The 18,703-nt window shown below is 44.1% G+C and carries 17 protein-coding genes; 10 read left to right on the top strand and 7 right to left on the bottom strand.

The genetic code is table 11. From position 1 onward, the window contains the following. Positions 1-316: 316 nt before the first annotated feature. Positions 317-1,282 carry a TerC family protein gene (locus NI469_RS07820; RefSeq protein ID WP_004728997.1) on the top strand — a complete coding sequence of 322 codons (966 nt, stop codon included), beginning with the start codon at positions 317-319 and terminating at the stop codon, positions 1,280-1,282. 39 nt (positions 1,283-1,321) lie between these two features. Here the strand turns inward: NI469_RS07820 and NI469_RS07815 are convergent, their stop codons facing one another. Further along, complete coding sequence (locus NI469_RS07815) at positions 1,322-1,894, bottom strand: nucleotidyltransferase family protein (protein ID WP_253174771.1); 573 nt, start codon at positions 1,892-1,894, stop codon at positions 1,322-1,324. 98 nt (positions 1,895-1,992) lie between these two features. On the opposite strand from NI469_RS07815, the gene guaD reads away from it, so the two are divergent. The 4 genes from guaD (at position 1,993) to NI469_RS07800 (ending at position 4,503) form a co-directional block, all read left to right on the top strand. Further along, positions 1,993-3,321, top strand: a complete 1,329-nt coding sequence (gene guaD, locus NI469_RS07810; protein WP_253174770.1) for a guanine deaminase — start codon at positions 1,993-1,995, stop codon at positions 3,319-3,321. Next, positions 3,296-3,421 (top strand): hypothetical protein, encoded by a 126-nt coding sequence (locus tag NI469_RS15855; protein ID WP_276534081.1) that lies wholly within the window; start codon positions 3,296-3,298, stop codon positions 3,419-3,421. Before guaD ends, NI469_RS15855 begins: the two co-directional genes overlap by 26 nt. 124 nt (positions 3,422-3,545) lie before the next feature. After that, positions 3,546-4,073 carry a hypoxanthine phosphoribosyltransferase gene (hpt, locus tag NI469_RS07805; RefSeq protein ID WP_004647133.1) on the top strand — a complete coding sequence of 176 codons (528 nt, stop codon included), beginning with the start codon at positions 3,546-3,548 and terminating at the stop codon, positions 4,071-4,073. 172 nt (positions 4,074-4,245) lie between these two features. Then, positions 4,246-4,503 (top strand): GlsB/YeaQ/YmgE family stress response membrane protein, encoded by a 258-nt coding sequence (locus NI469_RS07800; RefSeq protein ID WP_253174769.1) that lies wholly within the window; start codon positions 4,246-4,248, stop codon positions 4,501-4,503. A gap of 99 nt (positions 4,504-4,602) precedes the next feature. Here NI469_RS07800 and NI469_RS07795 read toward each other — a convergent pair whose 3' ends face one another. After that, positions 4,603-5,304 carry a DsbC family protein gene (locus NI469_RS07795; protein ID WP_253174768.1) on the bottom strand — a complete coding sequence of 234 codons (702 nt, stop codon included), beginning with the start codon at positions 5,302-5,304 and terminating at the stop codon, positions 4,603-4,605. Positions 5,305-5,650: 346 nt separating this feature from the next. Between NI469_RS07795 and NI469_RS07790 the strand changes: the two genes are divergently transcribed. Next, positions 5,651-6,829: an MFS transporter gene (locus tag NI469_RS07790; RefSeq protein ID WP_478236543.1), complete on the top strand. Its 1,179-nt coding sequence runs from the start codon at positions 5,651-5,653 to the stop codon at positions 6,827-6,829. Between the two features lie 44 nt (positions 6,830-6,873). Here the strand turns inward: NI469_RS07790 and mnmE are convergent, their stop codons facing one another. The 5 genes from mnmE to rpmH all read right to left on the bottom strand — a co-directional run bounded on the left by mnmE (position 6,874) and on the right by rpmH (position 10,980). Continuing rightward, a complete protein-coding gene (gene mnmE, locus NI469_RS07785) occupies positions 6,874-8,232 on the bottom strand; it encodes a tRNA uridine-5-carboxymethylaminomethyl(34) synthesis GTPase MnmE (protein ID WP_004647130.1) in 1,359 nt (452 codons plus the stop codon). A gap of 92 nt (positions 8,233-8,324) precedes the next feature. Then, complete coding sequence (gene yidC / locus NI469_RS07780) at positions 8,325-10,088, bottom strand: membrane protein insertase YidC (RefSeq protein ID WP_005245552.1); 1,764 nt, start codon at positions 10,086-10,088, stop codon at positions 8,325-8,327. 5 nt (positions 10,089-10,093) lie between these two features. Continuing rightward, positions 10,094-10,414 (bottom strand): membrane protein insertion efficiency factor YidD, encoded by a 321-nt coding sequence (yidD, locus tag NI469_RS07775; RefSeq protein WP_004281931.1) that lies wholly within the window; start codon positions 10,412-10,414, stop codon positions 10,094-10,096. Positions 10,415-10,423: 9 nt separating this feature from the next. Further along, on the bottom strand, positions 10,424-10,816 hold the full coding sequence (gene rnpA / locus NI469_RS07770; protein WP_004728981.1) for a ribonuclease P protein component: 393 nt from the start codon (positions 10,814-10,816) through the stop codon (positions 10,424-10,426). A 29-nt stretch (positions 10,817-10,845) separates the two neighbouring features. After that, positions 10,846-10,980: a 50S ribosomal protein L34 gene (gene rpmH / locus NI469_RS07765; protein WP_000831329.1), complete on the bottom strand. Its 135-nt coding sequence runs from the start codon at positions 10,978-10,980 to the stop codon at positions 10,846-10,848. A gap of 660 nt (positions 10,981-11,640) precedes the next feature. Between rpmH and dnaA the strand changes: the two genes are divergently transcribed. The 4 genes from dnaA (at position 11,641) to gyrB (ending at position 17,911) form a co-directional block, all read left to right on the top strand. Next, a complete protein-coding gene (dnaA, locus tag NI469_RS07760; protein WP_004281934.1) occupies positions 11,641-13,017 on the top strand; it encodes a chromosomal replication initiator protein DnaA in 1,377 nt (458 codons plus the stop codon). Positions 13,018-13,126: 109 nt separating this feature from the next. After that, positions 13,127-14,275 (top strand): DNA polymerase III subunit beta, encoded by a 1,149-nt coding sequence (dnaN, locus tag NI469_RS07755; RefSeq protein ID WP_004647129.1) that lies wholly within the window; start codon positions 13,127-13,129, stop codon positions 14,273-14,275. A gap of 28 nt (positions 14,276-14,303) precedes the next feature. Next, on the top strand, positions 14,304-15,383 hold the full coding sequence (gene recF, locus NI469_RS07750; protein ID WP_044111661.1) for a DNA replication/repair protein RecF: 1,080 nt from the start codon (positions 14,304-14,306) through the stop codon (positions 15,381-15,383). Between the two features lie 56 nt (positions 15,384-15,439). After that, positions 15,440-17,911 (top strand): DNA topoisomerase (ATP-hydrolyzing) subunit B, encoded by a 2,472-nt coding sequence (gene gyrB / locus NI469_RS07745; RefSeq protein ID WP_180181358.1) that lies wholly within the window; start codon positions 15,440-15,442, stop codon positions 17,909-17,911. The last annotated feature ends 792 nt before the right edge of the window (positions 17,912-18,703 follow it).

Here is an 18,703-nt window from a genome sequence, read left to right as displayed (position 1 = left end):
AATGAAATTGTAGTCTTAGCAAAAATCTGTCATGCTTGCTACACATTGAGCAATCGCTCAAACAAAATTTAGTTTGAACAAGGGGAGTAGCCTCCTCCAAGCGTTTAAGAATGAAATTTCAATTTTTAAACGTGTCAGAATATCGTCATTACACTTTGCAAAAAGTCGGTATCTGAGCATCTTGAAGTCACACTTTATATAAAAAAGTGGAACAGTAAGATGTAGGCAAGACCTTGATCATGTTGTTATAGATGTTTTTCATCTGGCAACTGGTCAAGGTTTTTTTATGGCCAGTTGTCCGATGTGGAGAATTCACATGGAAACCATTGGTACACTCTGGCTGTATCTCGTCTTTTTCGCGATTGTCGCAGTCATGCTGATAATCGATTTTGTCGGCTTTAAGCATCAGCATGGTCAGGAAGTTAAAGTCCGTACTGCTGCCTACTGGAGTATTGCCTGGGTCAGTGTCGCGACTTTATTTGGTGGCGGCTTATGGCTGTATCTGGAGCAGACCGCAGGCACGGCAATTGCCAATGCCAAGGTCATGGAATACTTTGCCGGTTATCTGCTGGAAAAATCCCTGGCGATTGATAACGTCTTTGTCTGGCTGATGATCTTCGCGGCCTTCGCCATTCCACCCGCACTGCAACGCAAGCTGCTGTTATATGGCGTACTGGGTGCGATTGTGCTCAGAACTATCTTTATTTTTATTGGCGCGTGGTTCGTGCAGGAATTCTCCTGGATTCTATATATCTTCGGTGCGTTCCTGGTGTATACCGGCTTCAAATTCCTGCGTGGTCAGCATGAAGAAGACAGCAATATTGAAGATATGGCGATTCTAAAATGGCTGCGTAAACATATGCGTATTACCCCGCAACTTCAGGGCGACAAATTCTTTGTCCGTCAAAATGGTTTGCTCTGGGCAACGCCGTTGTTCCTGGTCCTGATCCTGGTTGAAGCCTCTGATGTTATCTTTGCCGTCGATTCTATTCCGGCTATTTTTGCCGTCACCACCGATCCCTTCATTGTCCTCACTGCAAACCTGATGGCGATTTTAGGCCTGCGCGCAATGTTCTTCCTGCTCTCGGGCGCAGCCTCAAAAATGCATTATCTGCCTTATGGCCTCGGGATCATTCTGGTCTTTATCGGCTTTAAGATGCTGATGCTAGATGTGTTCCATATGCCGATCTGGATTTCTTTGAGCTTTATTGTGATTGTTCTGACTGTGACCGCGATCTTGTCGATTCGTCATAGCAAGAAATATAACGAAACCACCCTGTAAAAAATAATCATCAAAAAAGCCTGCATCAGCAGGCTTTTTTTATTGTTCTATCAGGGATAATTTGGGCCATTTTTGCAAAAACTGTTTGCTCAGCATGCGTTGTTCGAACACGGCATAACTGACTAAATTCGGATTCCAACGCAGCTTTAACTCAAATAAATCTGCTAAACCGAAAGGAGCGATCAACTCCAACTCATCATTTTTCAGGCGCAGTGCCAAGGCCGTGACAGTTTCTGGCCATAATGACAGCGCATGACTAATTGAAGTTAAAGGCCCAATACTTTCATTTTGATTGGTACGATACCACTCATGTACAAAAGCTTGATTGATCACATCCCAACAAATCTCTGGAAAATAGTCTTTTAACTGATCTGCAAGTTGCTGTTCTATAGCGCGAGCCTGCTCATTTTCGTCATAGAAAATCACATCGACCTCCGTATGATTCATGTCATATTCCCAGCCATGTAAATGCGCCCAGATCACATGACGTAACACGCCCGCTGCGACATAAGCTTCAGAGTGCAATTGTGCTAACTGATGCAAGATGCGCATTAAGGTCGGCTGCGCACGCACGATCTGTTGAAATTGGTCATAATAATTGGATGGGGTCATAGAAGAATCTGGATCGCTATTTAAATATGAATGTTCATACAAACATGGCAATTTTTTCAGCTACAATCAATCGAAAAAATTAAAAGCGTAGGTTTAAAATGTCTTCTGTAATTGCAACGACAGCGATCCGTGGTCGCTTCCTCGACATTCAGAATACAGTTGCCCAAGCACGTGATATACACGACCAAGTGCGATATGTAGAAGATGGTTTAGTCATCATTCAAGAGGGTAAAATCCAGTGGTTTGGTCCTTGGCAAGAAGGGCAGTCACGACTTCCTACCGACACTGAATTACAACACTATCCAGATCAACTGATTGTTCCCGGATTTATCGACACCCATATTCATTTCCCGCAAACGGAAATGGTCGGGGCTTATGGTGAACAACTGCTGGAATGGTTAAATACCTATACATTCCCCACTGAAATCCAGTTTCAAGATGCATCCTATAGCGAAAAAATTGCCGAATTTTTTGTGCAGGAATTGCTTAAAAACGGCACCACGACTGCACTGGTCTTTTGTACCGTTCATCCTGAATCCGTAGATGCTTTATTTAATGCCGCAACCACACGCAATATGCGTCTGATTGCGGGTAAAGTCCTGATGGACCGTCATGCACCGGAAGCGCTGACGGATACAGCAGAAACGGCTTATATTGACTCTAAAACGCTGATTAAAAAATGGCACGGACAGGGGCGGAACCTGTATGCGATTACTCCACGCTTTGCACCAACCTCAACACCTAAACAACTACAAAAAGCCGGACAGCTCAAAGCCGAATATCCGGATGTCTATGTACATACCCATTTAAGTGAAAATAAAAATGAAATTGCTTGGGTAAAAGAACTCTTTCCTGAACGTGAAGGTTATCTGGATGTTTATCATCATTATGGTTTAACCGGCAGCAAATCCGTTTTCGCGCATTGCGTGCATCTGGAAGATGAAGAGTGGGATTGTATGCATCAGACCGACTCAGCCATTGCTTTCTGTCCGACCTCAAATCTATTCCTGGGTAGTGGCTTATTTCCCCTGAAAAAGACCTGGGACAAAGGGGTCAAAGTCGGCTTAGGCACAGACATTGGAGCAGGAACATCATTTAATCAGCTGCAAACCCTGAATGAAGCCTATAAGGTGCAACAGTTGCAGGGCGAAAAACTCTCCGCCTTTGAGGCCTTGTATCATGCCACTTTAGGCGGTGCCAAAGCCTTGAGTCTGGATGATCGCCTGGGGAACTTTAATATTGGCAAAGAAGCCGACTTTGTGGTTCTGGATCTCAATGCCACTGCCTTACAGCAGTTACGCCAGAGCAAAGCTAAAAATATTGAAGATGCATTTTTTGCACTGACCATGCTTGGTGATGACCGTAATATTGCAGCCACCTATGTCTATGGAGCAGCCGTTTATGTCAAAGCAGCAGCCAGTGAATAAACCGAAAAAATCCCGCCGTCGCCAATACTTGATCCTGTCTGCAATGGCACTGGGCTGTGTTTTTTTATTGAAACGCGATTCAGCAGCGGCTAAAAAATGATTACATTTACAGCCAGCAAAACAGGTGCATCTCTGCTAGGGATGTATTAAAATTGCGACGTATTCAGGTGTTGCAGGTCAACACCTTTTTTATTTTGCTATTTTTACTTTTTAGGTATCTACCCATGACCGTTCAAATGAGCGTAATGATTTCCGCTGAAGAAATTCAAGCTAAAGTCAAAGAGCTTGGTGCTCAAATCAATGCACACTATGCCAATAGTGACAAAGAACTTGTGCTCATCGGTTTATTACGTGGTTCAGTGATTTTTATGGCTGATTTATGTCGTGTGATTTCAAAACCGCATGAATTGGATTTCATGACTGTGTCCAGTTATGGCGGTGGCACGGTATCGTCACGTGATGTAAAAATCCTGAAAGATTTAGACGGTGAAATCCGTGGTAAAGATGTGCTGGTGGTTGAAGATATTATTGATTCAGGCAACACTTTAAGCAAGGTACTCGAAATCCTGCAAACCCGTGAACCTAACTCGATTCAACTGTGTACTTTGGTAAGTAAACCATCGCGTCGTGAAATCGATCTGAAAGTCGAATTTATGGGCTTTGAAGTTGAAGATAAATTTATTGTGGGTTATGGCCTAGACTATGACCAGAAATACCGTCACCTGCCATTTATTGGTGAAATCGGTCTTTAAAATCAGGTTGAAAAAAGTGGCATAAGCCACTTTTTTTATGCCTAAAATGGACAGGAAACCGGGAACAAAAAATAACATCTCGTTTCAGGATTCAACTTTTTATAATCCTGACTTTATTTCAAGATGATTAAACAGATGTGAAAACAAAGACATGACAAGAAGGAGTATGCATATGTGGACAATTATTGTGGCGATCGTCATTGGTTTTGTAGCAGGTCTGATTGCACGTGCCATTCACCCGGGTAATGACAAGGCAGGCTTTATCATGACCACCTTGCTGGGTATTGCTGGCTCCTTATTGGCGACTTTTGGTGGCCGTATGCTCGGTCTATATTCGGCAGATTCCGTAGCAGGGCTGATTGCTTCCGTGATTGGTGCTGTGATTATTCTGTTTATTTATAATATGGTAACCAAACGCCGTACAGTCTAAACCATTCAGATGTTTCTGAGGTTGATTTGACGACCTGAATAAAAAAGCACCGGAAAAGGTGCTTTTTTATATTGAGCGACTGATAGCTTTATTTAATTTTTATAAATTGAATTCTTTAAAGATCTGCTCAATCTGCTCTGCCGGATAGGCACCCATCACTTTAAAACCATTGGAAAAAATAATCGCAGGAGTACCATTCACTCCCATAGACTGAGCCAGTTTTTTATTCCGTTCAATCGGATTGGCACAACTTTTTTTCGATTTAGGTTGAATCCCTTGAGCAATCAGATTTTCCCATGCCTGAGCTGGATTAGACGCGCAATACACCTGTTTTGAAGGAGCCACCGACTGGGGTTTTAAAGGAAGAATAAAGGTATAAATGGTCAAGTCATTCAGTTTTTTCAGCTCTAGCTCAAGCTTTTTACAATACGGGCAATTTGGGTCAGAAAAGATCGCAATCTGACGTTTACCCGTACCTCTTACACTTTTCACAGCATCCTGAAGCGGTAATTTTTTCCAGTCGATACTATTTTGCTTCAACATTAAATCACGGGTCAGATTATGTTGATCCTGAATCCGCAGCATCGGACCGGCAATCAGATGTTTGGCATCTTCATTCAAATAAACCACTTGGCCCTGCATGAAACCGCTATAGATACCTTTCATCTCGGTGGTCTGAATATTTTCAATTTTTAAATTGGGACTGTTTTTTGCCAAGTTAGCTTGTACCGTATCAATATTGGCAAATGCGAAGCTTGAAACCAATGTACTTAAACTAATGATCAGTGTTTTTTTTAACATGAATGTTCTACATGAATTGGATAAGAATATGCTTCGATTCTAATCGCTCTGCTTTTAAATTTCTCAAACATTTATGTTACTGTTTACACTGAGTTAAATAAGTTCATCATGTTTCACGTGGAACACCATGTATAGCGTTAGATTGAACTCCAATCTATCTAGAAAACACATTAATATTCATAATAAATAATTGTTTTATATAATTAAAATATTTTAAATGATAAATATCTTATTCATTCAACCTTGACCGATTTTCTGTATCCATTCTAAACTGCAGACACTTTCTATATTCCTCGCTACGCCCTGACATGGATTGGCCAAGGATCAACACTATAACGGCATTTTCATGACAACAACGACCAGCTGGCGACCGTTCTTGATGGTCAGCCTGGCTTTAATGATGGGAACGATTGGCACCGCTTTGGCCAGTCCGCTTTATCCGATTTATCAACAGCTCTGGCATTTGCTGCCCAGCCAGATCACCTACATTTTTGTCGCCTATATGTTTGGCTGTCTCTCGACCTTGTTGTTTTTGGGCAGAACCAGTAACAGCATCGGATTTTTACGGACCCTGCAAATTGGTCTGGCACTAATCACCTTAGGTCTCATCATTTCCGTTTTTGCCCAGAATGCACTGATCCTCTCGATTGGCCGTTTTATTATTGGGATTGCCTCGGGCCTGATGACCACTTCTGCCATGATGGGTTTAATGCATACCATCCCAGAAAGCCATAAACACACTGCACCACAACTGATTTCAATCATCACCGCAATGGGTTTTGGTTTGGGACCCTTGGTCGGTGGTGTGATTGCGCAGTTTTCCGCTGCCCCCTTGATAATGCCATATTTACCGGTGATTTTGGGCGCCGTGCTGTGTTTGATTGGCCTGTTCTGGATCAAAGCACCCAAGTTTGAGGCGCAGCCCTTTAGCATGGCGCCTAAACTGCAACAACCTGAAGCGCAGTTTCATCGGGTGTTTATGATTATTGCAGTGACGGCTTTTAGTGCCTTTGCTGCCTTTAGCCTGTTTGCTTCACTGTCGCCATCTTTTGTCCGCAATATTTTACCTTGGCATGGCCCTCTGGTCAGTGGGCTGGCCATTACCAGTATCTTAGTGATTTCAGTGATCGTGCAATTTATGGCCAAAGCGGTTGCAGCGTCCAAATGTCTGAATATCGGCCTGATGATGATGTGCTTGAGCCTGATGGTTTTAGCGCTATGTATGTATTCGAAAATCAGCCTGCTATTTTTTATCAGTGATATTTGCTTTGGAATTGGCCATGGTTTTGCCCTGATGGGTGCTTTTGCCCTGATTCATCAAATGACCAGCTTAGACAACCGTGCGGCCGTCATGTCAACCTATCTGTTTATTGCCTATCTGGGCACTATTGTCCCTATCATTGCCGTGGGTTATCTGGCCGATCATTGGGGGCTGGATTTCGCCGTAATCAGCTTTTGTATCGCGATTAGTTTGCTGTGTTTTGCGCTGTGGTGGGCGTATCAAAAATCCCGCCTACCAGCCTAAAAAAAGCCCTCAGTTGAGGGCTTTTTTGATGTTTTATTAAATAATTATTTACCAATACAGAACGATCCGAATATCTTGCCCAGCAGGTCATCTGCACTGAAATCACCCGTGATTTCGCCCAAAGCATTTTGCGCCAGACGTAAGGACTCTGCCACCAGTTCACCGGCGTTATACACCACCAGTTGTTCACGCGCTTCAGCCAGATAGAGCTGAGTGCGCTTCATTGCGTCTAAATGACGGGTACGTGCGATAAAGGTGTCTTCCTCAGGCTGGAAGCCTGCATGCGCTGTAATCGCCTCTATGAGCGCTTGAACACCGGTTTCCTGCTTGGCAGAGACTGCGATATGCCGGAAACCATTTAAATCGCCAATCACGGCTTCAGCACCGGTCAGGTCGCATTTATTGCCAATCAGCATCAAACGTTTTGGCTCGATATGTTCGGCAAAATATTCTTGGGCGAGTTGTAGCGGATCTTCACCCTGGCTTAAGTCATAAACCAACAGTAATAAATCTGCCTGTTCAATTTCCTTAATCGCGCGGCGAATCCCTTCCTTTTCCACGATATCACCGGTTTCACGCAGACCAGCCGTATCGGTCAGGGTAATCGGTAAGCCATTTAAGGTAATTTTCTCATGCAGCACATCACGGGTGGTGCCAGCAATATCGGTCACAATCGCGCGTTCAATTCCGGCCAGCGCATTCAGTAGAGAGGATTTACCGGCATTCGGTTTACCTGCAATTACGACTTGCAAGCCTTCACGTAGAAGCTGTCCTTGACGTGCGGATTGCTGGACTTGAGTGACGGCACTGGATACGCCATCCAGCAGATTTAAAATCTTGCCATCTGCCAGAAAGTCGATTTCTTCTTCCGGAAAATCAATCGCGGCTTCCACATGCAGACGCAGATGAATCAGCTGCTCAAGGACTGCATTGACTTTGGTCGAGAAAGCTCCTTGCAGTGAACGCACCGCAGAACGTGCAGCCGCTTGCGAAGTTGCATCAATCAGGTCGGCAATTGCTTCAGCCTGCACCAGATCCAGCTTGCCATTTTCAAAGGCACGCATCGAGAATTCACCCGCTTTGGCTGCAGTGGCGCCCAGTTCCAGCAAACGGCCAAGCAGGGCGTTCTGAATCACCGGACCGCCATGACCTTGTAGCTCCACTACATCTTCACCGGTAAACGAGTTTGGATTCGGGAAGCAAATCGCCAGTCCTTCATCCATGACTTCACCTGCTGCATCGTAGAACTGGCGGAAACCGGCAAAACGGGCTTTGGGCAACTCTTTTTGTGTCAGTTGCTGGGCAATCTCATAGGATTTCGGACCCGACAGGCGAATCACCCCAACGCCGCCACGTCCTGGTGGAGTTGCAATCGCAGCAATAGTTGTGGTTCGGTTGAGCATAAAATTCACCTGCAAAGACTCAAAAGTACAGCTAAAAAAAATCCGCCTAAGATTACCATCTTAAGCGGATTTATTCAGCCTATCCGTACAACTTAGTTGACTGGAGTGGCCTCATCACGTTTCGCGCGATCTTTGGCAACAGACTTGTTAATCAAAGTTTGTTGCAGAATCGTGATCAAGTTGTTGACGATCCAGTACAGGACCAAGCCTGCCGGGAAGAACAACAAGAATACGGTAAAGATAATCGGCATAAACTTGAAGACTTTTGCCTGCATTGGATCGGTCGGTTGTGGATTTAACGACTGTTGGATATACATCGTCAAGCCCATCAACAACGGCAGAATGAACCAAGGATCCATTGAAGACAAATCCTGAATCCACAGCATCCATGGCGCATGACGCAGTTCCACAGATTCCATCAATACCCAGTACAAGGCCAGGAAAATCGGCATTTGTAATAACAGCGGTAAACAGCCGGCAAGCGGATTGACCTGTTCACGTTTATACAATGCCATCATTTCTTGAGAGAAGCGCATGCGGTCTTCACCAAACTCTTCTTTCATGCGTTGCATTTCTGGCGCAATCACCCGCATTTTCGCCATCGAGCGATAGCTCTTCGACGACAATGGCCACAGGATCACTTTCACCAGGATGGTCAACAGAATAATTGCCCAACCCCAGTTACCCACCAGACCATGGAAGAATTCAAGACCCACGAACAGCAATTTCGCGATTGGCCATAACCAGCCATAATCAACGGTCTGGTTTAAACCTGCAGCCAAATCTTTCAGTTCTGACTGGATTTTTGGACCTGAATAGAAAGTCGCATCAATTTCAGCCACGGTACCTGCTGGTACATTAAACGTTGGTGAAGTAAAACCGATGATGTTCATGTTATCGGTTGATTTACGTGATTCAAGCTTGGCGCTATAAGCTTCGCCATTGCCTTGAGTCAACTTCAGCTGACCTGGAACCCATGCACTGACAAAGTAGTGCTGTACCATTGCCACCCAACCACCTGTCGCTTCAGTACTGACTTTTTCTTCAACAAAGTTGTCGAATTTAAGCTTGTTGTACTGCTCGTCCGGGGTACCCCATGCACCGCCGAGGAATGTTCCCAGCGTGAAGATCCCTTGATCGGACTTGCCTGGATCTTCCGAGTTATCGCGTTTGATCTGACCGAACATCTGACCTTGCCAGGTCTGGCCACTGCGGTTGACCACTTTGTGATTTACCACGACCGGATATTCACCTTCAGTGAAATTGAAGGTCTTGATAATCTCGATCCCGTCAGCGGTTTTAAACACCAGCGGTACAGACAATACTTTCAGGTTTTCACCGTCTTTGGATTTGACTGTTTTCGCATCTGCCAGGGTATAAGCAGTTTTTTCCAGCTCATACATTGGACGGCCGTTACGGCTGCTGTCCGGTCCATTCAGACCGATCAGGCCAGACTGGGCGACATAAGTACGTTTCGCATCGCTTTCCAGCATGACGAACGGTTCATCGCTGTCTTTGTTCTTGTCATGATTGAGTAATTCAATACGAACAATATCACCACCCTTAGGATTAATCCAAAGATGATAAAGGTCAGTTTGTACTGAAATAAGCTGCTGACTTACAGGTGCTGTGGCATCCGTGGCTTGCTGTGCTGGCACATTTGCTTGTGGCAGATCAGAGGCAACTGTAGCCGTCTGACCATTTGGCAAATCTGCAGATACGTCATGCGAAACAACAGCAGTTTCCTGCTGCGGTTTTGTTTCAGCATTTCCATAATCTTTTTGCCACGCCAAAATGAGCAAATATGCGACAACAAACATGGCTCCGAGAATTGCAATCCTGGCCCATTGTTGCATATGTATTACCCCAAGTGGTGAGAGTGATTTTGGTTCAATAAACGATCACGAAAGGGTACAGCAACGTGAAGCGTTTGAGAATCTATTTGCTGAAATGAAATAAAACGAATCGCTTTTGAGGGAACAGGATCATATCCCGAGCCCCCCCACGGATGACAACGGCAAATACGTTTAGTAGCCAGCCACACTCCACGCCCAGCGCCATGCATCTGGACTGCTTCCAAGGAATATTGAGAACAAGTTGGAATATAACGACAGCGCGGTCCAAGAAGAGGACTAATCGCAATCTGATAGAAACGGATCAACCAATGCAGTAAACGTACCATTGGCCAACTCTACTTTTGTGGGGAGGGGGCTATTTTTGAATGCTTTTTGGCAAGACGGTTCAGTTTCTGCCAGGCAAATTGTAATTGCTGGTGCAATTCTGCATTAGGCACTGCTTCAACACCCATTTTTGGCATGATTACAATGTCTAAGTCATCTAATTGCTGTTGATGCAGGCGAAAACTTTCGCGAGCAAGTCGTTTTACTCGATTTCTTTCGTGTGCACGTCGCACTTTCTTCTTGGCAACAACTAAACCCAAACGGCTATTTGGCAGTTCGGAATGTTTTGCAAGAAATAAGAAATGGGGTTGATGCACTTTAAAAAGCGCACCATCAAAGACACCTTTATAATCGGCAGCACAGCGTAATCGGAACTCTGTGCCAAAACTATAAAGTTTTGTCATAACACCCAAAATCGTCTTAGCGTAACTGATTAAACAGTTAAGCTATGACGACCTTTTGCACGACGGCGAGCTAATACTTGACGACCAGCTTTAGTAGCCATACGAGCACGGAAACCATGAACACGCTTACGCTTTAATTCAGACGGTTGGAATGTACGTTTCATATTGAAACTCCAAAAAATGATCTTTCTGTGAAGGTCCGCGATTTTAGTGCTCATTGCTTGAGCTGTCAATGCAAAAGCGGTTTTCTTTTCAAATAAGATCAAAAAAGATAAAGACCCTGGTTTTTCAAAGAACTGAATAAAAAATAGTTCAATTCAAGTTAATCACAAATTAAGTTATTGTTATATAAATATATATAAGTTATAAACAACTCTATCAACAAAGTTATCCACATGTTATCCAGAGTTTAAATTTAACTTACGGTTTTGAATTTAAATTTGAAGTTTTTTGAGTTATCCACAAAAACTAGTGATCTTATAAATAAATTCAAATTTATAAATTTAAATTTATTACTATTAGGGAGCACTTTTTCTATGGATAAGCCACTTTTTATTTAATTAAACATAAACTTATATTGTGGATAAAACTGTTTCTATTAATTTTATACTTTGTGGATAACTTTATGATATATTTTATCCACAGCTTGCGGATAAACTTATCCACACTGGGTTTTAAATTTAAATTCATACATGTTGATTTCTTTTTGCACAGTTTTTGTGGAAATTGCCATGACAGATGTGGATAACTTGGTTAGAATGGCGACCCGCTTTTGGTCGCGGTCATCTTTTTTGAATGAACAATGGAATGAATAGGGGATTCACATGCTTTGGACGGACTGCTTAAATCGCCTGCGACAAGAGCTCTCTGGAAATGTCTTTACAATGTGGATTCGCCCATTGGTTGCAGAAGAGCTGGAAGACAGCTTGCGTTTGTATGCACCTAATCCTTACTGGACGCGTTACATTCAGGAACATCATCTGGAACTGATTACGATTCTGGCAGAACAGTTGTCTGAAGGACGGGTACGCAAGGTCGAGATTTTGGTCGATTCACGTCCAGGGGCGATTTTATCTGCCAGTGAACAACCGGCGACCACGACTGCGGCATTGACCTCGACACCGATGCCAGTGCCGAAGCCGAAGAAAGAAAAAGAAGACAGCGGCAAAAATAGCCGTAGACGTCAGTTGAATCCATTGTTTACCTTCTCGCTGTTTGTGGAAGGCCGATCGAACCAGATGGCAGCAGAAACCTGTCGCAAGGTACTGACCCAGCTGGGGGCTTCACAGCACAACCCGTTATTTTTATATGGTCCGACCGGTCTGGGTAAAACCCACTTGATGCAGGCGGTCGGCAATGCGCTGTTGCAGGCCAAGCCGAATGCACGCGTCATGTACATGACCGCAGAAAGTTTTGTACAGGACTTTGTCAGCTCGTTGCAGCAGGGTAAAGTCGAAGAGTTTAAGAAAAACTGCCGTTCTCTGGATTTATTACTGGTCGATGATATTCACTTGCTGGCCGGTAAAGAGGCCAGTCTGGTCGAATTTTTCTACACCTTTAACGCACTTTTGGATGAATCCAAGCAAATTATTTTGACTTCGGATCGTTATCCTAAAGAGCTGACAGAGCTGGATCCACGTCTGGTTTCACGTTTTTCTTGGGGCTTGTCGGTCGGGGTTGAACCGCCAGATATTGAAACCCGAATTGAAATTCTGCTGAAAAAAGCAGAAAGCAACCAGGTCGATTTACCACGTAACTGTGCGCTGTTTATTGCCCAGCAGGTGGTGGCTAACGTGCGTGAGCTGGAAGGTGCGCTGAACAAAGTGGTGGCGATTTCACGTTTTAAAGGTACGCCAATTGATCTGGATGTGGTGCGTGAATCTTTAAAAGATGTGCTGGCAATTCGTGCCCGTACCATCAGTACTGAAAATATTCAGCGTGTGGTGAGTGAGTATTTCCGGATTCCACTGAAAGAACTGGTCGGTCCAAAACGTACCCGGATTTATGCCCGCCCACGTCAGCTGGCGATGGGGCTGGCACGTGAATTAACCGGCGACAGTTTTCCGGAAATTGGCATGGCTTTTGGCGGTCGTGATCACAGTACCGTGATGCATGCCTGCGAGAAAGTACAAAGCCTGCGTGAAGAAGATCCGATCTTTAACGAAGACTATAAAAACCTGCAGCGTCTGTTGCAAAGTTGACCTAAATCGCTCAAATTCTATTCTTGCTATGCGGCTGCTTTTGCCGCATAGTAAACCGTCAAAAAAATCACTTTTTCTATATTAATCTTCAGCTTTAGAGGAATGCACTGTGCGTTTAAAAATCGCGAAAGAAAGCTTACTGAATGTTCTCTCACATGTCGTAGGAGCGGTTGAACGTCGCCATACCTTGAATATCCTGTCTAACCTGAAAATTCAGGTGACTACGCAAGCATTGACCGTGACCGGTTCCGACCTGGAAGTCGAACTGGTGGCGAGTACAGCACTGGCTGAAGGTGCATGTCTGCAGGAAGGCGAGACCACAGTTCCTGCACGTAAGCTGATTGATATCTGTAAGTCACTTCCTTCAGCGGCATTGGTGGATTTGCATATTACTGAAGATCAGCGCTGCATCCTTAAATCAGGCAACAGTCGTTTTGTACTGGGTACCTTGCCTGCTGATGATTATCCATTACTGAACACTGAAAACACCCAAGGCACGCAAGTGACGGTGACACAGCGTGAACTTAAACGCCTGTTCGAAAAAACCGCCTTTGCCATGGCAGTTCAGGATGTGCGTTTTTACCTGACCGGTACTTTGCTGGAAATTGATGCCAATCAGCTACGTGCTGTGACCACCGATGGCCACCGCCTAGCACTGTGTGAAACAGCAGCACAATCCACTGCAGCACAGCCGATTCAGGCAATTGTGCCACGTAAGGCCGTTGCAGAATTACAGCGCCTGCTCAGCGTTGAAGATGAGCAATTATCTCTATTGATTGGTCGTGAACTGCTCAATGTGACCATCAATATGCCAAGCCGTGACAAGGAACAGGCGAACATTACCGTGCGTTTCACTACCAAGCTGATTGATGGTAAGTTCCCGGACTACCGCCGTGTGATTCCACGTGGGGGCGACAAAGTCGTGATGATCGCACATGACGTGTTCAAGCAGTCTTTGCAGCGTGTGGCGATTTTAAGTAATGAAAAACTTCGCGGTGTGTTTCTGAACTTCAATGCTGATTCTTTGCAACTTCGTGCCAATAACCCGGAGCAGGATGAAGCGATTGAAGACCTGGCGATTCAATATGCCGATTCACCGCTAGAAATGTCCTTCAATGCGCAGTATCTGATTGAAGTCCTCGGTGTGCTGGATGGCGATGATGTGTCAATGACTATGACTGAAGCGAATCAGTCTGTCTTAGTACAAGACCCGGCGCATACTGATCAGACTTATGTCGTCATGCCGATGCGTGTTTAAGCCGCGGCTTCTGATATTCATATAAGACATGCATATTACGCGTTTACATATTGAGCGTGTGCGGAATTTAAAGACGGTTGCTCTCCAAGGATTGCAGCCGTTTAATGTTTTTTATGGCCAGAATGGTTCAGGTAAAACCTCGATTTTAGAGGCGATTCATTTACTGGCTGCTGGTCGTTCTTTCCGTACCCATATCCCTAAAAATTATATCCAGCATGGCGCGCAGGATGCGATTGTATTTGCACAGTCTGCGACTGAAAAAATTGGCATGCAAAAAATGGCCAGCGGGGAGCAACTGATCAAGGTCAATGGTGATCTGGTCGCAACCCAGGGACAGCTGGCCAAACTGTTGCCCTTGCAGCTGATTGATCCGCAAAGCACCGATATTATCGATCATGGTGCTAAACCACGACGCCAACTCCTTGACTGGTTAATGTTCCACGTGGAACCAGAGTTTTATCATGCCTGGCAATATTATTCTCGTGCGCTGAAACAGCGAAATAGTTTGCTCAAAAGCAAACGCTTTCTCAGTCTGTCAGATCTGGAACCGTGGAACCAGATGCTCAGTGAATATGGTGAAATTTTACATTCGCAACGTGTCGGGATCGTGGAACAATGGAAGCCCTTTTTTGAAGATGACCTGAAACAGTTATTACCTGATTTGCAAGTCAGTCTGGAATACAGTCCGGGCTTTCACAGTGAAACTGGCCTGCTGAATGATCTGACCAACCAGCATGAAAAAGACTGTGAGCGACGCTATACCGAATATGGTCCACATCGCGCGGATTTGCGTTTAAAGACCCCGATGGGGGATGCCGACGTGATCCTGTCGCGGGGTCAGAAAAAGCTGCTGATGATCGCACTAAAACTGTCGCAAATCGCAATGCTCCATTCTTGTAATAAGGAAACTGTGGTATTATTAGATGATGTGACAGCAGAATTAGATTTAACCGCACAACAACGTTTAATTGAGCGATTGAGCCAACTTGGTAGTCAAGTTTTTATTACCACCTTAGACCATGAATCAGTACAAAAGCACTTACATGATTTGTCTATCTCATATCAGTTATTCAGTGTTGAAAACGGTACAGTTCAAGTTGTGCAATAATATTTTTTGAGTTTTACCCATCTTTGGATAGACCTATTTTTCACTAGGGAGAAACCATGAGTTCAGAAGATCAAGCTGCTTCTCAAACAGAACAAACCATTGAAAAGGCTTATGATTCCTCTAGCATCAAGGTATTACGTGGTTTAGACGCAGTCCGTAAGCGTCCGGGCATGTACATTGGTGATACAGACGATGGTACAGGCCTGCACCACATGGTGTTTGAAGTAGTCGACAACTCGATTGATGAAGCCTTGGCAGGCCACTGTGATGAAATTATAGTGACGATCCATGAAGATGAATCGGTTTCAGTTTCTGATAATGGTCGTGGTATTCCGACCGACATTCACCCTGAAGAAGGTGTGTCTGCAGCAGAGGTGATTTTAACCATTCTGCATGCCGGTGGTAAGTTCGACGACAACAGTTATAAAGTGTCTGGCGGTCTGCATGGTGTCGGTGTTTCCGTAGTCAACGCACTGTCTGAAAAACTCGAATTGACCATTCACCGTGCTGGTAAAATTCATGAACAAGAATACCGTCATGGCGATTCTCAATATCCATTAAAAGTAGTGGGCGATACCGATAGAACCGGTACTCGTGTCCGTTTCTGGCCAAGTGCCGAGACTTTTAGTCAGACCATTTTTAATGTTGATATTTTGGCGCGTCGTTTGCGTGAACTGTCGTTCCTGAACGCAGGTGTGCGTATTGTGCTGCGTGACGAACGCATTAATGCCGAGCATGTCTTTGATTATGAAGGTGGTCTGTCTGAGTTCGTTAAATATATTAACGAAGGCAAAACTCACCTGAATGATATTTTCCATTTCACTGCTGCACAGGCCGATAACGGTATTACGGTAGAAGTCGCATTGCAGTGGAATGATTCTTATCAGGAAAATGTACGTTGCTTTACCAACAACATCCCGCAAAAGGATGGTGGTACGCATTTGGCCGGTTTCCGTGCTGCGTTGACCCGTGGTTTAAACAACTACATGGACAGCGAAAATATCCTGAAAAAGGAAAAAGTTGCGGTATCGGGTGATGATGCGCGTGAAGGCCTGACTGCCATCGTGTCAGTCAAAGTACCTGATCCAAAATTCTCTTCACAGACCAAAGAAAAACTGGTGTCGAGTGAAGTGAAAACGGCTGTTGAACAGGCCATGAACAAGGCATTTTCTGAATATTTATTGGAAAATCCACAAGCAGCCAAAGCGATTGCTGGCAAGATCATTGATGCAGCACGTGCGCGTGATGCAGCGCGTAAAGCACGCGAAATGACACGTCGTAAGAGTGCGCTGGATATTGCCGGTCTTCCAGGTAAACTGGCCGATTGTCAGGAAAAAGATCCAGCTTTGTCTGAACTGTACCTGGTCGAGGGTGATTCTGCAGGTGGTTCGGCAAAGCAAGGTCGTAACCGTAAAATGCAGGCGATTTTACCGCTGAAAGGTAAGATCCTGAACGTGGAACGTGCCCGTTTTGACCGCATGATTTCCTCTGCTGAAGTCGGTACGCTGATTACCGCATTGGGCTGTGGTATTGGTCGTGAAGAATATAATCCGGACAAACTGCGTTATCACAAAATCATTATCATGACCGATGCTGACGTGGATGGTTCGCATATCCGTACCTTACTGTTGACGTTCTTCTTCCGTCAAATGCCGGAACTTGTGGAACGTGGTCATATTTATATCGCACAGCCACCACTATACAAGCTGAAAAAAGGCAAGCAGGAACAGTACATCAAGGACAATGATGCACTGGAAACTTACCTGATTTCGAATGCGATTGATGAGCTGGAACTGCATGTCAGTGCAGAAGCGCCTGCGATTCGTGGTGAAGCACTGGCGAATGTGATTGCTGATTATCAGACTTCCCAGAAGAGCTTGGCACGTTTGACCCAGCGTTATCCTGCGAGTCTGCTTGATGCACTACTTTCACTGGAAGGTTTTAAGCTGGATCAGCTGGAAGACAAAACCTATGTGGAAACATGGGGTGAGAATCTGCGTGCAGCGATTGAAGCCATTCAGCCAACATTACGTCCAGAATTAACCCTGGAGCGTTTTGAAAAAGAACTGGCAGATGGTCAAAAAACTGCAAGCTGGTTGCCACGTATCACGATCTATGTACATAACTTGCCACATAGCTACCTGTTAGACTCAGTACTGTTAGGTTCAAGTGAATATGCACGTTTATTAAAGAATTCAAAGAGCTGGTTTAGTCTGCTTGAAGAGGGTGCATATTTGCAAAAAGGCGATCGCAAGATTCAGGTCAGCAATTTCCATCAGGTTTGGCAACATATCTTGCAGGACTCACGTCGTGGCATGATGATCCAGCGCTATAAAGGTCTGGGCGAGATGAATGCGGAACAGTTATGGGAAACCACCATGGATCCAGACAACCGTAACATGCTGCAAGTGACAGTTACTGATGCGATTGAAGCGGATCGTATGTTCTCTTGCTTGATGGGCGATGACGTAGAACCACGTCGTGCTTTCATTGAAGAAAATGCCTTGAATGCAGATATTGATGCATAACCCTTCAGGATAAAATCAGATATAAAAAAGCGCCTTTCGAGGCGCTTTTTTTAGACCAATTTTTTTACTCATATCCTGTGAGCTAGGCAAAATAAAGTAATTTTGGACCGATTTTTAGATATGGAACGGGTTCATTTAGGTTTTAAAAAGCCAAGTTGAGTAAGCCAAATCGACTCTAAGAAAGGGTTTATGTATAGAGATTACCAACTCGGCAGAATACCTGAAATCTGGAGTGAATCTATCGTTATAAAAATGATCTGCATCAGAACTTCTAAAATAATTTTTGAATAGGAAAGTGAGGTAGAAAGACGTTCTTTATACGATGAGAAGTTTGCATGCAGTTCACGACACTAGGTGAAAACTGGATCAGTCAAAGTGGTATTTAAAGATGCGTGTAATAAAAACAGATCGAATACTTTAGGTGGATTCGACTAAAAAATAATAAATCGCCTATTCAGAAGATCCAATATCTCAAAAATAAATAAAAAGCTGCTAAAACTAAATTTTAAATTTTCAATAGCTTATAAGAAACTTGGTCTAATACGCTAAATAATACGTGAATAATATTGCTTCAAGCATCTAGAAAGCCTGATCAGAGATGTGGATAACTCTAAAGTTATCCATAATTTTTATGTGAACAAGATAGTATTTTTCCGCAAGCTTTAATCCACGTATTAATTCTTTATTTTAAATTCAAATTTGAAATCGATTATCTTGTGGATAAGTGTTTTTAAATTTAAAATAGCATTTTAAATTTAAAGCTAGATTTGGCGATATATTGCTAGTATGACC

Origin of the sequence: Acinetobacter lwoffii (assembly GCF_024129735.1) — a bacterium.
Taxonomy (GTDB): Bacteria; Pseudomonadota; Gammaproteobacteria; order Pseudomonadales; family Moraxellaceae; genus Acinetobacter; species Acinetobacter lwoffii_H.
The sequence above is the reverse complement of the archived record's forward strand: the minus strand, read 5'-3'. Positions and strand labels throughout refer to the sequence as shown.